This window comes from Actinomadura sp. DC4 (assembly GCF_030406325.1).
In the GTDB taxonomy this organism is placed as follows: Bacteria; Actinomycetota; Actinomycetes; order Streptosporangiales; family Streptosporangiaceae; genus Actinoallomurus.
In genome coordinates, this window is the sequence record NZ_JAUEQY010000001.1 from 499788 (window position 1) to 519139 (window position 19352).

The window sequence follows — 19352 nt, forward strand, 5'->3', positions numbered from 1 at the left end:
CGGACGGCAGGAATTAGAATCCGGAGTGCTCGCTCCGGTTTCACAACGATATGGAGTGGTGACTCCGTTTGTCAACGACGACGCCGCCCGGCGGCCGGCCGCCGCGCGCCGACGCGCTGCGCAACCGGGCCCGGGTCCTGGAGGCGGCCGAGACGGTCTTCGACGCCCACGGCACCACCGCCTCGACCGAGGAGGTCGCGCGGGCCGCCGGGGTGGGCATCGGCACGGTCTTCCGGCACTTCCCGACCAAGGAGGCGCTGCTGGAGGCGGTGTACGTCACCCGGCTGGGCAAGCTCGCCGCCGAGGCCGACGCGCTGGCCTCGGCGGAGACGCCCGGCGAGGCGTTCTTCGCGTTCTTCGCCCGGGTCGTCGGCCACGCCGCGACCAAGAACGCCTTCTCCGCCGCGCTCATGGAGGCCGGCGTGGACGTACGCGAGACGACGGCCGAGACCGGCAGGGAGCTGCGGCGTGCCCTCGCCGCGCTGCTGGACCGGGCGCAGGAGGCCGGGGCGGTACGGCGGGACGTCGGCCTGGCCGAGATCATGACGCTGCTGGTCGGCGCCTCCCAGGCGGCCGAGCGGGTGGGCGGCGACCCCGGCGTACGCGACCGGGCTCTGTCCGTCGTCTTCGACGGTCTGCGCGTGACCCGCTGAGGCGGCGGCTCAGACCCGCTGGGGCACGGTCGTACGGTAGCGGGCGCGGTAGGTGCTCGGGGCGATGCCGAGGGCGCGCTTGAACGCCCGGCGCATCGTCTCCTCCGAGCCGAAGCCCGAGCGGCGTGCCACCACGTCGAGCGTGTCCGTGCCGGACTCCAGCAGGCCCGTCGCGGCCTCCACTCGCGTCCGCTCCACGAAACCGGCGGCGGTCGTGCCGAGCTCGGTGCGGAACAGCCGGGTCAGGTGCCGGACGCTGACCCCGGCCCGCGCCGCCAGCGCGTCCCGGCTGTGCACGCCGCCCGGGTCGGCGGTCACCGCGTCCAGCACCGCCCGTACGACGGGGCTGCGGGGCGCCCCCGAGCTCAGCCGGACGCTGAACTGCGACTGGCCTCCGGCCCGCGCCATGAAGACCACCAGGTGCCGCGCGACGGACCGCGCCACCTCCACGCCGTAGTCTTCCTCCACCAGCGACAGGGCCAGGTCGATGCCGGCGGTGACGCCCGCGGACGTGACGACGGCGCCGTCCCGTACGAAGATCGAGTCGAAGTCCACCTCGACCCGGGGGAATGCCTGTGCGAGCTCGGCCGCCAGCCGCCAGTGGGTCGCGGCGCGGCGGCCGTCGAGCAGGCCCGCGGCGGCGAGGGTGAAGGCGCCGGAACAGACCGAGGCGATCCGGTGGGACGCCGTGGACAGCCGGGCGACCTCCGAGACGAAACAGGAGTCGCGGACCACCGAACGCCAGTCGCTCCGGCCCGGCACGATCAGCGTGTCGATCGGCCCGGTCACCTCCTCCAGCACGAGATCGGCGGCGAACCGTACGCCCGCCGTGGTGCGCACGGGCCGCCCGCCCGGCGAGGCCGTCCGGAGGAGGTAGCGCGCGCCGTAGTCGTCGGCGGCGGCGAAGACGTCCAACGGCCCGGTGACATCGAGGCCCTGGATCCCGTCGATGACCACCATCACCACCAGATGATCGTCCTGACCTGCGGTTTTTCCCATACGAGCAGACTGCGACAACCTCGCGCGTACGGCAAGTGCGCGGCTCAGACGGTCCAGCGGGAGGCCAGGATCGTCTCGACGAAGTCGGCCCGCTCGAACCCGGGCAGGCAGTGGCTGAGGACGTCGGCGTTCACCGTGCCGAACGTCGTGTGCGCGCGGCGCGCCATGCCGTCGGTGAAGGCCCGGAGGATCTCCCGCTTGAAGTCCGGCCGGGGATGCGCCGCGGTGACCTCGGCGCGTTCGCCGTCGGAGATCTCGTCGTAGCCGAAGCCGAGCACGTCCAGCTCGACACCGGCGGTGACCAGGGCGATCTCGGGCGCCATGCGCCACGGGATCTCCGGGGTGGTGTGCAGGGCGATGGCCTCCCACACCAGGTGGGCGCGCTCGGAGGGCACGCCGTGTTCGAGCAGGACCCGGCGGGCCTCGTCGGCGCCGTCGATCTCGAACCGCTGGCCGGAGCCGCTGAACCGGTCGGTCCGCCCGAGGTCGTGGAAGAGCGCCCCGGCGTACAGCAGCTCGGGGTCGTAGTCCAGGCCCCGTTTGCGCCCGCGGAGCGCGCCCCAGAAGAAGACCCGGCGCGAATGGTGGTAGAGCAGCGGCGTGGCCGATTCGCGGACCAGTTCGGTCACGTCGCGCATCAGGGACGAGGCGGGCACCTCGATCCCGGCGATGACAGTGGCTGACACGGTCGTTTCCCCCCAGCGGAAGCGGCCGTGCCCCCGCCGGGCGCCGGTGTCATCCGCACTCACCGAGGGACAACGGCCCGTGTCCGTCCGGTGATCGCCGGTGATGGGGACGCGAGGACCACCGATCGGGCCACGCGGCGCGGTCAGGACCGCCCGGTCAGCGCCATCGTGGACAGGTGGCGGTTGATGCCGTTGACGTCGGTGTTCTGCACGTTGCTGAGCACGACGACGGCGATGTCGTCGTCGGGCAGGTACGCGTTGCTCGCGTGGTATCCCTGCAGCAGGCCGGGGTGGTAGAGGTAACGGTGTCCGCGCAGCTTGTCGACGAGCCAGCCGTAGGCGTAGCCGGTCGAGGGCGAGTCGAGGCAGCCGCCGGACGGGCAGTGCGCCAGGGGCGTGAACGCCTCCTTGACCGTGGCGGCCGGCGCGACCTTGTCCGCCCCGAACGAGCGGTCCCAGCGGCCGAGGTCGTCGACGGTGGAGTAGACGCCGCCGGCGGCGTTGGCCTGCGACCCGTTGATCGGCGCGGCCGGTGTGCCGAGCTTGAGATAGCCCTTGGCGAAGCCGGTCGGCGGGTAGCCGGAGCTGAAACCGGTGTGCGCGAGGCCGAGCGGGCCGGTGATGTCGTCGTGCAGGACGGTGCCGTACGGCTTTTTCGCGACCTTCTCGACGATCGCGCCGGCCAGGATGTAGCCGGAGTTGCTGTACTTCCAGTTGGTGCCGGGCCGGAAGTCCAGCGGCTTGTTCGCGAACCGGCTGATGATCTCCTGTGTCGTGGTCGGCTTCGGGAGTTTCGGGAAGAAGTCCGGCATCTCTGAGATGTCGGGGATGCCGGAGGTGTGGGAGAGAATCTGGCGGATCGTGATCGACCGCCACGCCTTCGGGCAGGCCTTGACGTACTTCGGCACGAGGTACGGGCAGATCCGGTCGCCGATCTTCAGCCGGCCGCGGTCGCGCTGCTTGAGCACGAGCATCGCGGTGAACTGCTTGCTGACCGAGGCGAGCCGGAAGATCGTGTCCGGGCGTACGGCGATGTGCTTGGCCTCGTCGGCCTGGCCCGCGGCGAACCTCGCCAGCACCTCGCCGTGCTTGAGCACGAGCGCGGCACCGGTGAAGCGCTTCTTGGCCGCCAGGCCCTTGAGGTAGGTCTGCATCGCCGCGGCGGTCCGGTCGCCCTGCGGCGCCGGCGAGGTGGCCAGCGGGTCGCCGGCGGGGGCGCGGGTCGAGGACCGGGCCGCCGGCGGGTCGGCCGTACCGCCACCGCTGGATGAGTCACTGCACGCGGCGGTCGCGGCCAGCACCACGAACACCACGACGGCGGATCTCACAGCCTGCACACCCCTCATCGTTCCCCCGACACCTGCTCCCCGTACCGTCCGGACACGCCAAGAATCTCCACCGCTACGCGAGAGTACTAGGGCTCTTGACGCCGGACGGCCATGGTCGGTCAAGCCGGAGCCCCTCGGAAGTGGGATCATGGCCGCGTCTCGGGAGGATGAGCCACGACGGCGGAGGGTATGGACCGTCAGCGTTGATGTTTCGGGGGGACTCATGCGTGCTGTCACGGTGACCGGCTTCGGAGCCGTGCCCGAGGTGACCGATCGGCCGGTGCCCGAGCCCGGTCCGGGCGAGGTGCTCGTACGGCTGACCGCCGCCGGGCTGAACCCGTTCGACTGGAAGGTCATCGACGGTGCCATCGAAGACGTCGGGTTCCCGCTGATCATCGGCACCGACGGCGCCGGCACCGTCGAGCGGGTCGGGGCGGACGTCACCGGGTTCCAGTCCGGCGACCCGGTCTTCGGCCAGTTCAGCAAGGCGCGGCTGGGCCGGGGGTCCTACGCCGAGCTGGCCGTCGCCTCGCACGGCGCGATCGCCGCCGCCCCGCGTACGGTCGCGCTCAGCGAGGCCGCCGCCGTCCCCACCGCGGGCATGACCGCGCTCAACCTCGTCGACCACGTCGGCGACGCCGGCCGGCTGCTGATCGTCGGCGCGACCGGGGGAGTGGGCACCTTCGTCACCCAGATCGCCTCGGCGCGCGGGATCACCGTGGTCGCCACCGCCTCGGAGGAGAAGGCCGACCTGATGCGGGCGCTCGGCGCCACCGAGGTGGTCGACCACACCGTCGCGCCGATCGCCGACCAGGTGGACCCGCAGGTGGACGCCGTCATCGACCTGGTCAGCGGCACCGAGCGGCTGCGGAGCCTGCTGCCGGTGATCCGTCCGGGCGGCATCGTCCTCAGCCCGGTGTTCGCGGTGCCGGAGGAGGGCCTGCCGGGCGTCGAGGCGGCCAACTTCAGCAACGTGGCAAGTGCCGACCTGCTCGAACGCCTCGCCGGCCAGATCGACGCCGGGCACGTCCGCGTGGTCATCGGCGACACCGTGACGCTGTCCCAGGCCCCCGAGGCATTGGCCCGCAGCCGCGCCGGGAAAGCGCGCGGGAAGACCGTCATCGTGATCTGATTTCAGCGATGATTCCGGCATGGACGACGTCACGGAAGTACGCCCCGGGGTCCACCTTGTCCACGGGAGCGACACCAACTGGGTGATCCTCACCGAGGGCGACGCGGTCACGCTCGTCGACACCGGCTACCCGGGAGATCGTGAGCAGGTGATCGCCTCGCTGGAGGCGGTCGGGCGGCGGCCCGAGGACCTGACCGCGATCCTCATCACCCACGCCCACGCGGACCATCTGGGTTCGGCGGAGTACCTCGGCCGGACCTACGGGGTGCCCGTGCTGATGCGCCCGGAGGAGGTGCCCCACGCGCGGCGGGAGTTCCTCCACCAGGTCACGCCGGGTCAGATCCTGCGCAACGCCTGGCGGCCGGGCGTCCTGCCGTGGGCGGTGCGCGTGCTGCGCTCGGGCGGCACGGCGGACGTGAAGGTCCCGCAGGCGGAGGCGTTCCCCTCACCGCTGGACGTGCCCGGACGCCCGGTGCCGGTGCACACCCCGGGCCACACGCGCGGTCACTGCGCCTACCACCTGCCCGAGTCGGGCGTGCTCATCACCGGCGACGCCCTCATCACGGGCCATCCGACGTCTCGCGTCCAGGGCCCGCAGATGCTGGCCCGGATGTTCCACCACGACTGGGACGGAGCCCTCAACGCCCTGGACGTCCTGGCCGACCGAGACGCGGAGATCCTGCTCCCGGGCCACGGCCCGGCCCACGAGGGCTCCCCGGCGGCCGCGGCGGACCAGGCGCGACGCGTATCGGCTTAGGCGTGGCGAAGGGCCCTGCGTGGCCGACGCGGCGAGCGGAGGCCCGCTAACGCCGGAAGAGCTCGCGCAGGTTGACCACCAGCAGTACTCCGGCGACCAGGACCATCGGGCCGAGCAGCACGTACCGGCCGCCGTACATCACCGCGAGGGTCAGCCCGACCATGACCACCCCCGCGCCGGCGAGCATCAGCAGGCCGGACGCCAGCGCCAGCAGGCGGCGCCGCGCCCAGGCCTCCATCAGGGCGAACAGGAAGACGACCGCCGCGAGCAGGATCGCGACCGGTTCGTGTGGCACGACGAAGACGCCGACGAGCGCGAGGATGAACAGCGGCGTGCTCAGCGCCGCCCACGCGTGCAGGAACCTCGTACGGGAGCCGCGGGTCGGCGTGTACGGCAGGTGCGGCTCGCGCAGGTGCTCCTGGGGCCGCTCGGCGTCGGGCGGCCGGGCGAGCGTCGCCTCGTGCGCGGCCCGCTCCTCGGCCAGGTCGGTACGCGCGCGGATCAGTGCGGCGAGGTCGCGCTCGGCCCTGGTCACCTCGGCCGAGCGCCGCCGGGCCAGGCTGCGGGCGTTCTCATGGTGGCCGAGGGAGACGGCCGTCGCGCGCAGCCGTCGCAGCTGTTCACGGTCGCGTTCGATCGTCGTGTCGTTCTCCTCCAGCTCCTTGTCCAGGAGCGTTATCCGGGCGCGCAGCTCGCGCCGGTCGTCCTCGGCGTCGGGGAGGATCTTCTGCAGGCCGGCCCAGCCGAGCGGGTCGGCCCAGAGGGTGCGCACGCGCCCGTCGCGGTCATAGCGCGGGCCCGCCGGGGCCCGCTCGCCGCCGACCCAGTCGCGGGTGTCGCGGCCCCACAGCCCGTGGAAGCCGCTCACCCACGACGTCGCGTCGGAGATCATGACCGGGTGCCACACGCGCGTACGCGCCGGGCCGACCTCCTCGCCGTTGCCCATCGCGTAGTCGATGAACGGGATGCCGACGCCGCCGTGGCTCCGCCCCTCGCGCAGCCACGGGAAGGCGAACGCCTTGGCGCGCCGGGTGCCGCGCAGCACGGGCCGCAGGCGCGCCGGGTTGACGGTGACGAGGTACTGGCCCTTCAGGAACGCCCCGGAGTGCGATCCGGCGCCCACGAAGATCACCGGGTGGTCGCCGTCGACTCGCAGGTCGGGGTCGTCCCAGCGGCGGCGCAGGTCGTCACCCGCACCGTCGTGCGCGGACACCGCGACCCACGCCGGCCGCAGCCCCTCGGCGGTCTCGGCCAGATAGACCATGACCGCCTCCCAGTCGGCCTCATGATCGTTGACGCCGCTGAAGGTCGTACGCCAGTCGTTCATGGCGTAGAGGAAGAAGTACTGCAGAATGACGTAGCCGCCCTCACGAACGACACGTCCGTAATAGGGGCAACGGTCAGGGTCCATCCGGCTCTCGTACAGGCTCGCCGCCGCCGCGGCCACACCGCCGGGAACCGAGCCGCGGAGAAACAGCGAGGCGCGGAGCAGCACGTCGAAGACCCGGCCGAACAGGCCGACCGCGGCCAGCCGGCCCGACTTGGCGATGGGCGGCCTCGCGTGGCCGTACCTCAGGGCCTCCCGGCGGTTGAACGGCTCGTGGACCAGCAGGAGCGACAGCCGCGACTCCGGGTACAGCTCGGCGATCGTGACCAGGCTGTCGATGGTCAGCTCCCCGGCGGGGACGAGCTGTTCCTCTCCGCGCCACAGGCCGCAGCAGCGTACGTAGGCCTCGACGTCGACCGGGAAGAACCGCTCGCCGGCGGTGTAGGCGAGGACGGGCTCGTACTGCCGCAGCAGGGCCGTGTCAGGGTCGGGCGGAAGGGTTTCGCCAGGCTCAGTCACCGAATCCCCCAGTAACGGTCATTCGGCTGTTATACCGGACGGCCATCACGGGTTAAGCGCCCGCCATAGCGGTGCATGAACGGTTTCTCCTGGGGTACCCCGTATGCGCCTCACCCCGTCCAGGGAGTTGATTGATCAGATGACGACGACACTACGAGTTCCGCGCAGCCGCGGCGCCCTCAGTGGGCTGCTGTTGGTACTGCTCGGCCTCTGGGGTGCACTCATGCCCCTCATAGGCCCTTATTTCCACTTTGGTTTCACCCCCGACAAGGCGTGGCACCTCACGTCCGGCCGGACCTGGTTGCAGATCGTCCCCGGTTGCGGCGTCTTCATCGGCGGCCTGATCGCGCTCGGCAGCGCCAACCGCGCCTTCGCGGCGTTCGGCGCCTGGCTGGCCGCGGTCGGCGGCGCCTGGTTCGCCGTCGGCGTGCCGGTCAGCGGCCTGTGGGCCGACCAGGGCCGTACGCAGCTCGGCCAGGCCCTCGGCGGCACGACGCGTCAGGTGTCCGAACAGCTCACCCTGCTGTACGGGCTCGGCGTGGTCTCGGTGTTCCTCGCCGCCGTCGCGCTCGGCCGCCTCGCCGTCGTGGGGGTCAAGGACGCGCGGCTCGCCGAGCGCGCCTCGGAGGAGGACGTCCCCAGAGACGCTCCCCGGGACGCTCCTGACGACATCGCGAACGCCGACACGGAGGAGAACCCGCGGCTCGAGCCGTCCCGCGGGCCGCGTCCGCCGCTCGTACGGCGCAAGGGGCGCCGGAACGACACGGAGGAGAACGCGGTCCCGGCCCGGCGCGGACCGTGGCCCGAGAAGGTCCCGGCGACGCCTACGGAGCCGATGACCACGAGCCCCTCCGACGTGAAGGTCGCCGGCCAGACCGGTGCCGAGAAGACCCGCGAGACCGATCGCCCGTAGATCGGTGTGGCGTCATCACGGCCCCGGCGTGCTGCCGGGGCCGTGCTCGGTTCAGGCGTCGTAGAGCCGCAGCACCTCGCGTGCGGAGGCGGTGATGCACTCCCGCAGCTCGGGAGGCGCCAGCACCTCGACGTCGGCCCCGAACCTCATGAGGTCGACGTGCGCGTGGCGTACGGACTCGATCGGGATGACCGTACGGACCCAGCCCCGTTCGTCGGGCTCCCCGGCGTTCTCCTCGGCGGCCTGGATCACCGCGGGCGTGACGAGGTGCGCGAGGCGGCGCATCCCGTCGGGCGAGAAGCGGACGACGGCCTCGCCGGAGAACATCTCGCGCTGGAACCGGTCGAGGTAGGCCCGCCAGAACGCGGCCAGCTCGAAGTCCGCGGGCCGTTCGAAGACCTCCTCCAGCGTCTCCAGCTCCAGGAGGCGGTCGACGCGGTACGTGCGGTCGCCCTCCTCGGACCGGGCGATGAGGTACCAGTTGCCGGCCTTGAGCACGAGACCGAGCGGCTCGATCGTACGGGCGACGGGGGTCGGCCGCTTCCAGCGGCGGTAACTGACGCGGACCCGGCGCTGGTGCCAGACGGCGTCGGCGACGGCGGCCAGGAAGGGCGTCGGCTCCCCGCCGTGGAACCAGCCGGGCACGTCGAGGTGGAACCGCTCACGCGCCCGCGCGGCACGCTCGGCCTGGCCCTTGGGCAGCGCGGCCATGAGCTTGATCTCGGCCGCGGCGAGGACCGCGCCGAGCCCCAGCTCGGCGGCGGGGCCGGGCATGCCGGTGAGGAAGAGCGACTCGGCCTCGGCGGCGGTCAGCCCGGTGAGGCGGGTGCGGTAGCCGTCGAGGAGCTGGTAGCCGCCGGCCGACCCGCGGTCGGCGTAGACCGGCACGCCCGCCGAGGAGAGCGACTCGACGTCCCGGTAGATCGTCCGAAGCGACACCTCGAGCTCGTCCGCGAGTTCCTGCGCGGTCATCCGCCCCCGCGCCTGCAGAAGCAGGAGAAGAGAGACCAGCCGGCTCGCACGCATGCGCCCAGTCTGCCCTGCCCCACCGAACCGGACGCCCCGGCCACCACGCCACACCACACTGGCGAGCCGTTGCGGTTCAGACCCTGGCCCGGCTCTCCGGACGTCTCACGGCCGCCGCACCCAGTCCCCATCCCACCCGAGGCGCAGTGACCGCGTGTGTGGCCCGGGGTGTGCACTGGGACCGGGCGTCCGGGCACGTCCAGCGGCGAGGCGGCCTGCGTCCGGATCCGTGGCGGAAAGGCGGCCGGAGCCTAGAGGAGTTCGTCGAGCTGGGCGGTCAGCGGGCGGGCGGTGATGCGGTTGTCCAGCTCGATGTGGGGCACCGGCGGCGGCTCTCCGGCGCGTACGGCGTCGGCGAACTCCTCGAAGTTCTCCAGCTTGCGCGCGTCGCGTTCGAGGCCGCGGTTCTTCAGGCGCTCGCGCAGTGTCACGCGGTCCGTGCGTACCCATACCAGGTGGACCGGTGAGCCGCCGAGCTCCTCGATCCAGGCGCGCCAGCGGCCCGGCTCGTGGATCTGCCCGGTGAACGGGCCGCTCAGCATCACCGGGCAGCCGTGCGACCGGATCTCACGCGCGGCGGCCGTCATCCCGGCGTATTCGTGCCGCTTGACGTTCTCGTCGTACCAGGGCCCCTCGCGTTCGCCCTCCGGCCGCCCGTTCGCCCGCAGCGTCGCGGAGACGAACGGGCCGTAGAGCGTGTCCTTGTCGAGCAGCGCGGGAACGGGCCGCAGCCGGGCCAGGAGCAGCTCGGCCACCGTGGACTTGCCGCCGCCCGGCGGTCCGGCGACGATCCAGGCCGCACTCGAAAGGGGTTCCATGCGTCGCATCATCCCCCGTGCCCCCCAGCTCGGGTGCCCGACGCACCGAAAACGTCACCTTGCGCCCGAGCATTATGCGGAAGGATAGGCGTTCTGCGACGCTTTGCCGATAGCCCCGGCGGAGTACCAGCGCCGAGGGCACGTGACTGTCACGGTTGGAGCGCGGTGTCGCACGCGAGACGGTAGCCGCGCTTGATGATCGTCTGGACGAGCCCCTGCCTCCCCAGCCCGCGCCGCAGCCGTGCCACCGCCATCTCCACCGCGTGCTCGTCGGGCTGCGCCCGCGCCGGCCCCAGCCCGCTCGGCAGTACGCCGCACAGCTCGGCGCGCGACAGCACGTGGCCGGGGCGGGCCGCTAGCGCGCGCAGGATCGCCATCGGCGCCGGCGCGATCGGCCGCAGCCGCCCGTCGAGGACGACGGCGTGCCCGCGCAGCTCCAGCTCACAGCCGTGTACGACGAGACGACCCGTGCGCCGTACCGGCAGGTCCGCGACGAGCGTGCGGACGAGCGCGCCGAGCCGGGCGCGGTCCGGGCGTACCGTCGGCACGGACCGCCTCTCCAGCGGCGCGGCGGTGACCGGCCCGACGCAGGCGGCCATCACCCGCGTCCGCAGCGCGTGCAGCAGCGCCTCCTCGGCGTGGTACTCGGCGGCGAGCGACAGCGTCGCGCCGACCGCCGGCGCGCTGGTGAAGGTGATCGCGTCCACCGTGCCGGCCACCGCCTGCCCGACCAGGCGCCGCAGCGGCTCGGGGTCCTCCGCCAGCGCCCACTGGTACACCGGGATCTCCACCACGTCCGCGCCCGCCCGCCGCAGGCCGTCGGTCAGCTCCGGGCACGGCTCGCCGTAGAGCTGCACCGCGATCCGCCGGCCGGCGAGGTCCTCCCGCAGGAGGTACCTCAGCACCTCCTCGCAGCTCTCCGACTCCGGCGACCACGCCTCGGCCAGGCCGGCCGCGCGTACGGCCCCGCGCGCCTTCGGCCCGCGGGCGAGGATCCGCACGCCGCCCAGCAGCCGCATCAGGTCATCGCGCAGGCCCCAGCCGTCGGCCGTCTCCAGCCACGCGCGGAGCCCGATGCCGGTCGTGACGACGAGGTCGTCGACCGGCCGCGCGAGCATCTCCCGCGTGGCGGCCAGGAGCACCGCGTCGTCGGCGAGCGGCACCAGCCGGATCGCCGGCGCGTGGACCACACGCGCCCCGCGGCGTTCGAGCAGGGCCGCGAGCTCCTCGTGCCGCCGGGCCGCGGTCACGCCGACCGTGAACCCGGCCAGTGGCTGCTCGTTCACGCCCGTGCCACCTCCACTCCGCCGCCGGCCACCCGCACGGCGTACGTCGCCACGGCGACCTCCGGGTCGTCCAGGCAGCGGCCCGTGGTCAGGTCGAAGACCTGTTTGTACATGGGCGAGGCCACCGTCGGCACCCCGCGGCGCGAGCCGACGATCCCGCGCGCGAGGACGTACGCCCCGCTGAACGGGTCGCGATTGGCGAGCGCGTACAGCGCTCCGTCGTGGGTGCGGAAGAGCGCGACCTGGTCCTCGCCGACGAGCGCGCACACGCCGCGTTCGGGCGGCAGGTCGTCGTAGGCGCAGACCGCGGACCAACGCGCGAGGGCCGTCACGGCGTCACCACCTCCAGGAGAACGGGTTTGATCTGGTCGCGTTCGGGCTCGAAGGCGATGCTCGGGTCGGGGGTGCCGGGCGCGTTGACGAACGACACGAAACGGCGGAGCCGCGCGGGGTCCTCCAGCGTCGCCCGCCACTCGTCGGTGTAGTCCTCCACGTGCCGGGCCATGGCGGCGTCCAGCTCGGCGCAGATGCCGAGCCGGTCCGCGACGATGACGTCCCGCAGGTAGTCCATGCCGCCGTCGAGGTTCTCCAGCCAGGTGGCGGTGCGCTGCAGCCGGTCGGCGGTACGGATGTAGAACATGAGGAACCGGTCGACGCAGCGGATCAGCGACTCCTCGTCCAGGCCGGTGGCGAACAGGTCCGCGTGCCGTGGCCGCATCCCGCCGTTGCCGCCGAGGTAGAGGTTCCAGCCCTGTTCGGTGGCGATGACGCCGAAGTCCTTGCTCTGCGCCTCCGCGCACTCGCGCGCGCACCCGGACACCGCGGACTTGATCTTGTGCGGGGCGCGCAGGCCCCGGTAGCGGAGTTCGAGCCGGATCGCCATGGCGACCGAGTCCTGCACGCCGTAGCGGCACCAGGTGGAGCCGACGCACGACTTCACGGTGCGCAGCGCCTTGCCGTACGCGTGCCCGGACTCGAACCCGGCCTCGCTCAGCCGCCGCCAGATCCGGGGGAGCTGCTCGACCCGGGCGCCGAACATGTCGATCCGCTGCGCGCCCGTGATCTTGGTGTACAGGCCGAACTCGCGGGCGACCTCGCCGATGACGATGAGCTTCTCCGGGCTGATCTCACCGCCGGGGACGCGCGGCACCACCGAGTAGGTGCCGTTCTTCTGCAGGTTGGCGAGGAAGTGGTCGTTGGTGTCCTGCAGGGCGGCCTGCTCGCCGTCGAGGATGTGGCCGTTGCCCAGGCTCGCCAGGATCGACGCGACGACCGGCTTGCAGATGTCGCAGCCCCGGCCGCGGCCGTGCTCGGCGATCAGGCGGCCGAACGTCGCGATGCCCCGTACGCGGACGATGTCGAACAGCTCGGCGCGCGTGTGGTCGAAGTGCTCACAGAGCGCCCGGCTGACCGTGACCCCGGCGGCGGTGAGCTCCTCGTCGAGGATCCGCTTGACCAGCGGGACGCAGCTCCCGCAGCCGGTGCCCGCGCGGGTGCACGCCTTCACCGCGGGCACGTCGGTGAGGCCCTCGTCGCCGATCGCGGAGCGGATGGCGCCGGCGCTGACGTCGTTGCAGCTGCAGACCATCGTCGCGCCGGGCAGCGCGCCGCCCACGGCCTCGGTGCCGCCGAACAGCAGCTGCTCGGGCGGCGCGGGCAGGCTCGCGCCGACGTGGGCGCGCAGGGTCGCGTACGCGGAGGCGTCGCCGACGAGCACGCCGCCCAGGAGGGTCTGCGCGTCGTCGCTGACGACGATCCGCTTGTACGTCCCGGCGACCGGGTCGGTGTAGCTGACGTTCAGCGCGTCCGCGTCCGGCGTACCGAAGCTCGCCACGTCGACGCCCATGAGCTTGAGCCGGGTGGAGGTGTCCGCGCCGGTGAAGCGCGCCGTGCCGCCGAGCAGCCGGTCCGCGACGACTTCGGCCATCGAGAAGCACGGGCCGACGAGGCCGTACACCTGGCCGTCGACCAGCGCGCACTCGCCGATCGCGAAGACGTGCGGGTCCGAGGTACGGCAGGTGCCGTCGACGGCGACGCCGCCGCGCGGTCCCACGGCCAGCCCCGCCTCCCGCGCGAGCTCGTCGCGCGGGCGGATCCCGGCGGAGAACACGACGACGTCGGCGGGCAGGACCACGCCCCCGGCGAGGTGGATCGCGCCGGGCTCGACGCGTTCGAGCGCGGTCCCCGTGTGCACGCCCAGGCCGAGGGCCTCGATGTGCCGGCGCAGCATCGACCCGCCGCCCTCGTCGAGCTGCCGCGCCATCAGCCAGGGCGCGATCTCGACGACGTGCGTGGTGAGGCCCAGCCCCTGCAGGGCGCGTGCCGCCTCCAGGCCCAGGAGCCCGCCGCCGACGACCACCCCGGCGGCACGTCCGCGGGCCGCCGCGCGTACGGCGTCCAGGTCCGCGATCGTCCGGTAGACCAGGGCGGTCTCCGCGCCCGGGACCGGCGGCACGAACGGCACCGACCCGGTGGCGAGGACCAGCGCGTCATAGCCCAGCACCCGCCCGTCCGAGGTCGTGACCGTACGCGCGGCGCGGTCGACCGAGGCGACCCGCTCTCCCGTACGGACCCGCACCCGTTCGCCGTGGGCGGGGTAGGCGAGGTCCGCGCCCTCGGTGAGGTAGGACGTGAGCGCGACCCGGTCATAGGCGGGACGCGGCTCCTCTCCCACCACGGTGATCTGCCAGCGGCCGTCCGTGTCCCGCTCGCGGACCGCCTCGACCAGGCGATACGCGGCCGGGCCGTGACCGGCGACGACAAGATGCTGGGCCATCGATCGTGACCTCCTCGGTGCGGGTTCGTCCGAGCTTGACGAGGGGGCGTTTCGCAACGGGGTCCGGCCTGTTGCCGCTCTGCTACAACGGGTTCACCGTCGCCGGCGCCGCCGGTGAGGCCCCGGCGTCCTGAGAGCGGAGCCACTCCAGGATGCCCGTCACGGTGTCGCGGCAGCCGCCGCAGCCGGTGGTGGCCCGGGTCCCGGCGGCGACGTCCCGCACGTCCCGCGACCCGGCCTCCCAGCTCGCGCGGATGCCTCCCTTGGTCACGTTGTTGCAGTGGCACACGACCGCGGCGTCCGGGATCCGTACCGGCGTGTCCGCCGGCGGGCCCGTGCCCATCCCGTGGAACAGCAGGTGCAGCCGGTCCGGCGGCAGCGGGGCCGCGCGGGTGTACAGCTGGCTCAGCAGTCCCGCCGTACCGGTCTCGCCGAGCAGGATCGCGCCGACCAGCCGGTCGTCCTTGATCACGACCTTCTTGTACGTGCCGCGGACCGGATCGGCGAAGCGGACGACCTCGGCCTCGTCGTCGCCCAGGCCGGTCTCGCCCATCGCGGCCAGGTCGATCCCGGCCGCCTTCAGGCGCGTCACCGGCCGTGACCCCGCGTAGCGCGCGTCCCGGCCGGTCAGCACGTCCGCGACGACGCCGGCCTGCTCCCAGGCCGGCGCCACGAGCCCGTACATGGTGTCCTGGTGCTGGGCGCACTCGCCGATCGCGTGGACGCGGGGATCGCCGACGGACCGCAGCCGGTCGTCGACCAGGACGCCGCGGCCGACGGGCAGGCCCGCCGCCGAGGCCAGGCCGGTCTCCGGTCGCACCCCGCAGGCCAGCACGACCAGGTCGGCCTCCAGGAGGGTGCCATCGTCCAGCTCCACGCCGGTCACGCGCCCGCCGGCCGTACGCGCGGCGGCGACCCGCGCGCCCAGGAACGTCGCGACGCCCAGGTCCGCGAGCACGCGGCGCAGGACGCCGCCGGCCTCGGGGTCGAGCTGGCGGTCCATCAGGTGGCCGGGCCGGTGCACGACGGTCACCGGCATGCCCCGTCCGGCCAGGCCGCGGGCGGCCTCCAGCCCGAGCAGCCCGCCGCCGACCACGACCGCGGACCGCGCGGCCGCGGCGTGCCGCAGGATCGCCCGGCAGTCCTCGATCGTGCGGAACGCGACGACGCCCGCGGCGTCCATGCCGCGCAGCGGCGGCACGACCGGCGCGCTGCCGGTGGCCAGGACCAGCGCGTCGTACGGCGTCACGCGGCCGTCGGCCGACGTCACCGTGCGCGCGGCCCGGTCGACGCCGGTGACCGGGACGCCGAGCCGGGCGTCGACGTCGTTGCCGGCGTACCACCCCGGGGCGGTGAGGCCGATGTCGCCGGGCCCGGACCGGCCGGCCAGGACGTCGGACAGCAGGACCCGGTTGTAGGGCGGGGACTCCTCGGCGCCGAAGACGGTGACCGGCAGCCGCCGGTCGCGGCGGCGCAGCTCACCGACCAGCCGCGCGCCCGCCATGCCGTTGCCCACGACCACGACGCTCACGCGGCCCGCTCCACCCGTACGGCGCAGACCTTGAACTCCGGCATCCGCGAGGCCGGATCGAGCACCGGGTTGGTGAGCAGATTGGCCCGTGCGGCGGCCGCCCAGTGGAAGGGCAGGAAGACGGTGTCGCGCCGGATCGCCCCGGTGACCGTGACCTTGGCGGTCGCGCTGCCGCGCCGGCTGGTGAGGCGGACGGTGGAGCCGTCGGTGACGCCGAGCCGCCCGGCCAGGTCGGGATGGAGCTCGACGTACGCCTCGGGGACGGCGTCCGTCAGCGCGCGTACGCGCCGGGTCTGCGCCCCGCTCTGGTAGTGCGCGAGGACACGGCCGGTCGTGAGGTAGAGCGGGTAGTCGCCGCACGGCACCTCCGCCGGGCCGCGGTGCTCGACGGGCAGGGCACGGGCGCGGCCGTCGGGCGTGGGGAAGCGGTCGAGGAAGACGCGGGGCGTGCCCGGATGGCCTTCGCCGGGACACGGCCAGAAGACGCCGGTCTCGGCGACGATCCGTTCGTAGGTGATGCCGGAGTAGTCGGCGACGCCGCCGGCGCTGGCGGCGCGGAGCTCGTCGAAGACCTCGGCGGGTTCGGCGCTGAAGCGGCCGGGGGCGTCGAGCCGTCCGGCGAGCCCCGCGATGATCTCCAGGTCGCTGCGGGCGTCCGGCGGTCCGGGCATCGCGGCGCGGCGGAGGAGGACGCGGCCCTCCAGATTGGTCATGGTCCCGGTCTCCTCGGCCCACTGGGTGGTGGGCAGGACGACGTCGGCGCGCAGCGCGGTCTCCGACGGCATGAAGTCGGCCACGACGAGGAGGTCGAGCGCGTCGAGCCGCTCCTCGATCCGCGTGGAGTCGGGGGCGGACACGACCGGGTTGGAGCCGAAGACCAGCAGGGCGCGCGGCCCGCCGGGCGTGCCGAGCGCGGCGAGCAGCTCGGTGGCGGACAGGCCGGGGCCGGGCAGGTCGGCGGGGTCGACTCCCCAGACGCGGGCGACGTGCTCGCGTGCCGCCGGGTCGTCGATCCGGCGGTAGCCGGGGAGCTGGTCGGCCTTCTGCCCGTGCTCGCGGCCGCCCTGCCCGTTGCCCTGCCCGGTCAGGCAGCCGAACCCCGAGCCGGCCCTCCCCGGCAGGCCGAGGCCCAGGGCCAGGTTGATGAAGGCGGTGACCGTGTCGGTGCCGGTGGCGTGCTGTTCCGCGCCGCGCGCGGTGAGGATGAGCGCCTTCGCGGCGCCGCCCAGCAGACGGACGGCCTCCCGCATCGAGGGCACCGGCACGCCGGTGATCTGCTCGACCCGCTCCGGCCAGTACGCGTTGACGGAGGCGCGGACCGCCGCGAAGCCCGAGGTGCGCCGCGCGACGTACGCCTCGTCGATCAGCCCCTCGGTCATCGCCAGGTGCAGCAGCCCGTTGGCCAGGGCCAGGTCGGTCCCGGGCGTGACCTGCAGGTGCAGGTCGGCGCGCCGGGCCGTCGCCGTCTCCCGCGGGTCGATGACGATCAGCCGCCCGCCCCGGTCCTGCTGCGCGGCCAGATGCCGGACGAACGGGGGCATCGTCTCGGCCACGTTGCCGCCGGCGAGCAGGATCACGTCGGCCTCCGCGAGGTCGGTGACCGGCACCGGCAGGCCCCGGTCCAGGCCGAACGCGCGGTTCTGCGCCGTCGCGGCCGATGACATGCAGAAACGCCCGTTGTAGTCGATGTTGGCGGTGCGCAGCGCGACCCGGGCGAACTTCCCGAGCTGGTAGGCCTTCTCGTTCGTCAGCCCGCCCCCGCCGAAGACCGCCACGGCGTCCGGGCCGGCCGCCCGCTGGATCCGGCGCACCTCGGTGGCGATCCGGTCGAGGGCGGCCGCCCAGGAGACCGGCCGCAACGGGGCGTCCCGGCGTTGCCGCATCAGCGGGGCCCTCACCCGGTCCGGAGCGTTCAGCAGGTCACCCGCGGTCCAGCCCTTCTGGCACAGCGCGCCGCCGGCGTTGGCCGGCACGTCCTCGCGCGGCGTGACCGTACCGGCGTCGACGAACATCCCGCACTGCAGCGCGCAGTACGGGCAGTGCGTGGGTGTCGGCGGCATGAGCCGATCGTGCGGGTACGGCGTTTCGTCCCCGAGTCCCGTGTATTACCTCGCCGCTACATGCGGTTCACGCACGGATCGCCCTGCTGTGCGGGCGCGGCGGGCTCACAACCGGCGTCCGCCCGCGTGCGGGGAACGTTGCACCGCCGAATCGCGGACCACACGAGCGGGAAACGCCGGGTTCCTACCGTCCTCGCTGACGCGACCCCCAGGAGGACCCCATGACCGCAGTCCAGCAGCGTCCGCCCGGCGCGATCACCCGACGGATCAGCGACTGGCGCCCCGACGACCGGGAGTTCTGGGAGGAGACCGGAGCCGGAGTCGCCCGGCGCAACCTCGTCTTCTCCATCTTTTCCGAGCACGTCGGCTTCTCCGTCTGGAGCCTGTGGTCGGTGCTGGTGCTGTTCCTCGGCCCCGAGTACCACGTCGACCCGGCCGGCAAGTTCGTGCTCACGACCGTTCCCACGGCGCTCGGCGCCGTGCTGCGGCTGCCGTACACCTTCGCGGTGGCGCGGTTCGGCGGGCGGAACTGGACCGTGATCAGCGCCGCCCTGCTGCTGGTCCCCGCCGTGCTCGCGGCCGTCGTGATCAGGCCCGGAGTCTCGTACGGCACGCTGCTGGCGGTCGCGGCCGTCGCGGGCGTCGGCGGCGGCAACTTCGCCTCCTCGATGGCGAACATCAACGCCTTCTACCCCGAGCGGCTCAAGGGCCGGGCGCTGGGCGTCAACGCGGGCGGCGGGAACCTCGGCGTGGCCGTGGTGCAGCTCGTCGGGCTGGCGGTCCTGGCCACGGCGGGCGGCGGCCATCCGCGCCTGGTGGCGGGCGTCTACATCCCCCTCATCGTCGCGGCCGCCGCAGGCGCCGCGCTCCGGATGGACAACCTGGCCGGCCTCGGCAACGACCGGCACGCCATGCGCGACGTGGCCCGCGACGCGCACACCTGGATCGTCTCGCTGCTCTACGTCGGCACGTTCGGCACGTTCATCGGCTTCGGTTTCGCCTTCGGGCAGGTGCTCCAGGTGCAGTTCGCCGCCGACTTCGCCACCCCGATCCGCGCCGCGTACCTGACCTTCCTCGGGCCGCTCCTGGGCTCGTTCGCACGGCCGCTGGGCGGCTGGGCCGCCGACCGGCTCGGCGGTGCCCGGGTCACGTTCTGGAACTTCGCGGCCATGGCGCTCGGCGCCGCCCTCGTCCTGGCCGCCTCGGCGCAGCGGTCGCTGCCGCTGTTCGTCACGGGGTTCGTGCTGCTCTTCGTCCTCAGCGGCGTCGGCAACGGCTCGACGTACAAGATGATCCCGGCGATCTTCCGTGCGAAGACCCCGGTGGAGGCGGAGGCGCGCCGGCTGTCCGGCGCGCTCATCGGCCTGGCCGGGGCGATCGGCGCGTTCGGCGGCGTCCTGGTCAACCTGGCCTTCCGGCAGTCGTTCCTCGCGTACGGGTCGGGCACCGGCGCCTACGCCGCCTTCATCGCGTTCTACGTGCTCTGCGCCGCCGTCACCTGGGCCGTCTACCTGCGGTCCCGTACCGGAGTCTGACAGCCG

Annotated in this window: 16 protein-coding genes; 5 read left to right on the plus strand and 11 right to left on the minus strand. The window is 73.4% G+C overall.

Annotated elements, in window-relative coordinates:
* The first annotated feature begins 68 nt into the window (after window positions 1-68).
* Window positions 69-653 (plus strand): TetR/AcrR family transcriptional regulator, encoded by a 585-nt coding sequence (locus tag QWU11_RS02220; protein ID WP_290103258.1) that lies wholly within the window; start codon window positions 69-71, stop codon window positions 651-653.
* A 9-nt stretch (window positions 654-662) separates the two neighbouring features.
* Here QWU11_RS02220 and QWU11_RS02225 read toward each other — a convergent pair whose 3' ends face one another.
* The 3 genes from QWU11_RS02225 to QWU11_RS02235 form a co-directional block, all read right to left on the minus strand.
* Window positions 663-1652: a DJ-1/PfpI family protein gene (locus QWU11_RS02225; protein WP_290103259.1), complete on the minus strand. Its 990-nt coding sequence runs from the start codon at window positions 1650-1652 to the stop codon at window positions 663-665.
* 44 nt (window positions 1653-1696) lie between these two features.
* Window positions 1697-2338: an HD domain-containing protein gene (locus tag QWU11_RS02230; protein WP_290103260.1), complete on the minus strand. Its 642-nt coding sequence runs from the start codon at window positions 2336-2338 to the stop codon at window positions 1697-1699.
* 143 nt (window positions 2339-2481) lie between these two features.
* Window positions 2482-3675, minus strand: coding sequence for a serine hydrolase domain-containing protein (locus QWU11_RS02235; protein WP_290103261.1), 1194 nt, complete (start codon window positions 3673-3675; stop codon window positions 2482-2484).
* Between the two features lie 214 nt (window positions 3676-3889).
* Between QWU11_RS02235 and QWU11_RS02240 the strand changes: the two genes are divergently transcribed.
* On the plus strand, window positions 3890-4798 hold the full coding sequence (locus QWU11_RS02240; RefSeq protein WP_290103262.1) for an NADP-dependent oxidoreductase: 909 nt from the start codon (window positions 3890-3892) through the stop codon (window positions 4796-4798).
* 19 nt (window positions 4799-4817) lie between these two features.
* Window positions 4818-5555 carry an MBL fold metallo-hydrolase gene (locus QWU11_RS02245; protein ID WP_290103263.1) on the plus strand — a complete coding sequence of 246 codons (738 nt, stop codon included), beginning with the start codon at window positions 4818-4820 and terminating at the stop codon, window positions 5553-5555.
* Between the two features lie 46 nt (window positions 5556-5601).
* Here the strand turns inward: QWU11_RS02245 and QWU11_RS02250 are convergent, their stop codons facing one another.
* Window positions 5602-7401: a hypothetical protein gene (locus tag QWU11_RS02250; protein WP_290103264.1), complete on the minus strand. Its 1800-nt coding sequence runs from the start codon at window positions 7399-7401 to the stop codon at window positions 5602-5604.
* Between the two features lie 223 nt (window positions 7402-7624).
* On the opposite strand from QWU11_RS02250, the gene QWU11_RS02255 reads away from it, so the two are divergent.
* On the plus strand, window positions 7625-8314 hold the full coding sequence (locus tag QWU11_RS02255) for a hypothetical protein (RefSeq protein WP_290103265.1): 690 nt from the start codon (window positions 7625-7627) through the stop codon (window positions 8312-8314).
* 51 nt (window positions 8315-8365) lie between these two features.
* Here QWU11_RS02255 and QWU11_RS02260 read toward each other — a convergent pair whose 3' ends face one another.
* The 7 genes from QWU11_RS02260 to QWU11_RS02290 all read right to left on the minus strand — a co-directional run bounded on the left by QWU11_RS02260 (window position 8366) and on the right by QWU11_RS02290 (window position 17811).
* Entirely contained in the window at window positions 8366-9340 is a 975-nt protein-coding gene (locus QWU11_RS02260; RefSeq protein ID WP_290103266.1) for a YafY family protein, read from the minus strand.
* 251 nt (window positions 9341-9591) lie between these two features.
* Window positions 9592-10158, minus strand: a complete 567-nt coding sequence (locus tag QWU11_RS02265) for an AAA family ATPase (RefSeq protein WP_290103267.1) — start codon at window positions 10156-10158, stop codon at window positions 9592-9594.
* Between the two features lie 149 nt (window positions 10159-10307).
* The gene (locus QWU11_RS02270) at window positions 10308-11444 is read right to left on the minus strand and encodes a uroporphyrinogen-III synthase (protein WP_290103268.1); all 1137 of its coding nucleotides are present in this window, start codon (window positions 11442-11444) and stop codon (window positions 10308-10310) included.
* Window positions 11441-11776, minus strand: a complete 336-nt coding sequence (gene nirD, locus QWU11_RS02275; RefSeq protein ID WP_290103269.1) for a nitrite reductase small subunit NirD — start codon at window positions 11774-11776, stop codon at window positions 11441-11443. The genes QWU11_RS02270 and nirD overlap by 4 nt, the downstream gene beginning before the upstream one ends.
* Entirely contained in the window at window positions 11773-14220 is a 2448-nt protein-coding gene (gene nirB, locus QWU11_RS02280) for a nitrite reductase large subunit NirB (protein WP_290103270.1), read from the minus strand. Before nirB ends, nirD begins: the two co-directional genes overlap by 4 nt.
* 82 nt (window positions 14221-14302) lie before the next feature.
* Window positions 14303-15751, minus strand: coding sequence for an FAD-dependent oxidoreductase (locus QWU11_RS02285; protein ID WP_290103271.1), 1449 nt, complete (start codon window positions 15749-15751; stop codon window positions 14303-14305).
* A complete protein-coding gene (locus tag QWU11_RS02290; RefSeq protein WP_290103272.1) occupies window positions 15748-17811 on the minus strand; it encodes a molybdopterin oxidoreductase family protein in 2064 nt (687 codons plus the stop codon). The genes QWU11_RS02285 and QWU11_RS02290 overlap by 4 nt, the downstream gene beginning before the upstream one ends.
* A 221-nt stretch (window positions 17812-18032) precedes the next feature.
* Between QWU11_RS02290 and QWU11_RS02295 the strand changes: the two genes are divergently transcribed.
* Window positions 18033-19346, plus strand: coding sequence for a nitrate/nitrite transporter (locus tag QWU11_RS02295; protein ID WP_290103273.1), 1314 nt, complete (start codon window positions 18033-18035; stop codon window positions 19344-19346).
* Window positions 19347-19352: the final 6 nt, after the last annotated feature.

Bases quoted from the DNA above. Each gene is read 5' to 3' on its own strand.
- QWU11_RS02290 (WP_290103272.1), bottom strand. From the start codon at position 17,811: ATGCCGCCGACACCCACGCACTGCCCGTACTGCGCGCTGCAGTGCGGG.
- QWU11_RS02255 (WP_290103265.1), top strand. From the start codon at position 7,625: ATGCCCCTCATAGGCCCTTATTTCCACTTTGGTTTCACCCCCGACAAG.
- QWU11_RS02265 (WP_290103267.1), bottom strand. From the start codon at position 10,158: ATGGAACCCCTTTCGAGTGCGGCCTGGATCGTCGCCGGACCGCCGGGC.
- nirB (WP_290103270.1), bottom strand. From the start codon at position 14,220: ATGGCCCAGCATCTTGTCGTCGCCGGTCACGGCCCGGCCGCGTATCGC.
- QWU11_RS02225 (WP_290103259.1), bottom strand. From the start codon at position 1,652: ATGGGAAAAACCGCAGGTCAGGACGATCATCTGGTGGTGATGGTGGTC.
- QWU11_RS02245 (WP_290103263.1), top strand. From the start codon at position 4,818: ATGGACGACGTCACGGAAGTACGCCCCGGGGTCCACCTTGTCCACGGG.
- QWU11_RS02240 (WP_290103262.1), top strand. From the start codon at position 3,890: ATGCGTGCTGTCACGGTGACCGGCTTCGGAGCCGTGCCCGAGGTGACC.
- QWU11_RS02295 (WP_290103273.1), top strand. From the start codon at position 18,033: ATGACCGCAGTCCAGCAGCGTCCGCCCGGCGCGATCACCCGACGGATC.
- QWU11_RS02260 (WP_290103266.1), bottom strand. From the start codon at position 9,340: ATGCGTGCGAGCCGGCTGGTCTCTCTTCTCCTGCTTCTGCAGGCGCGG.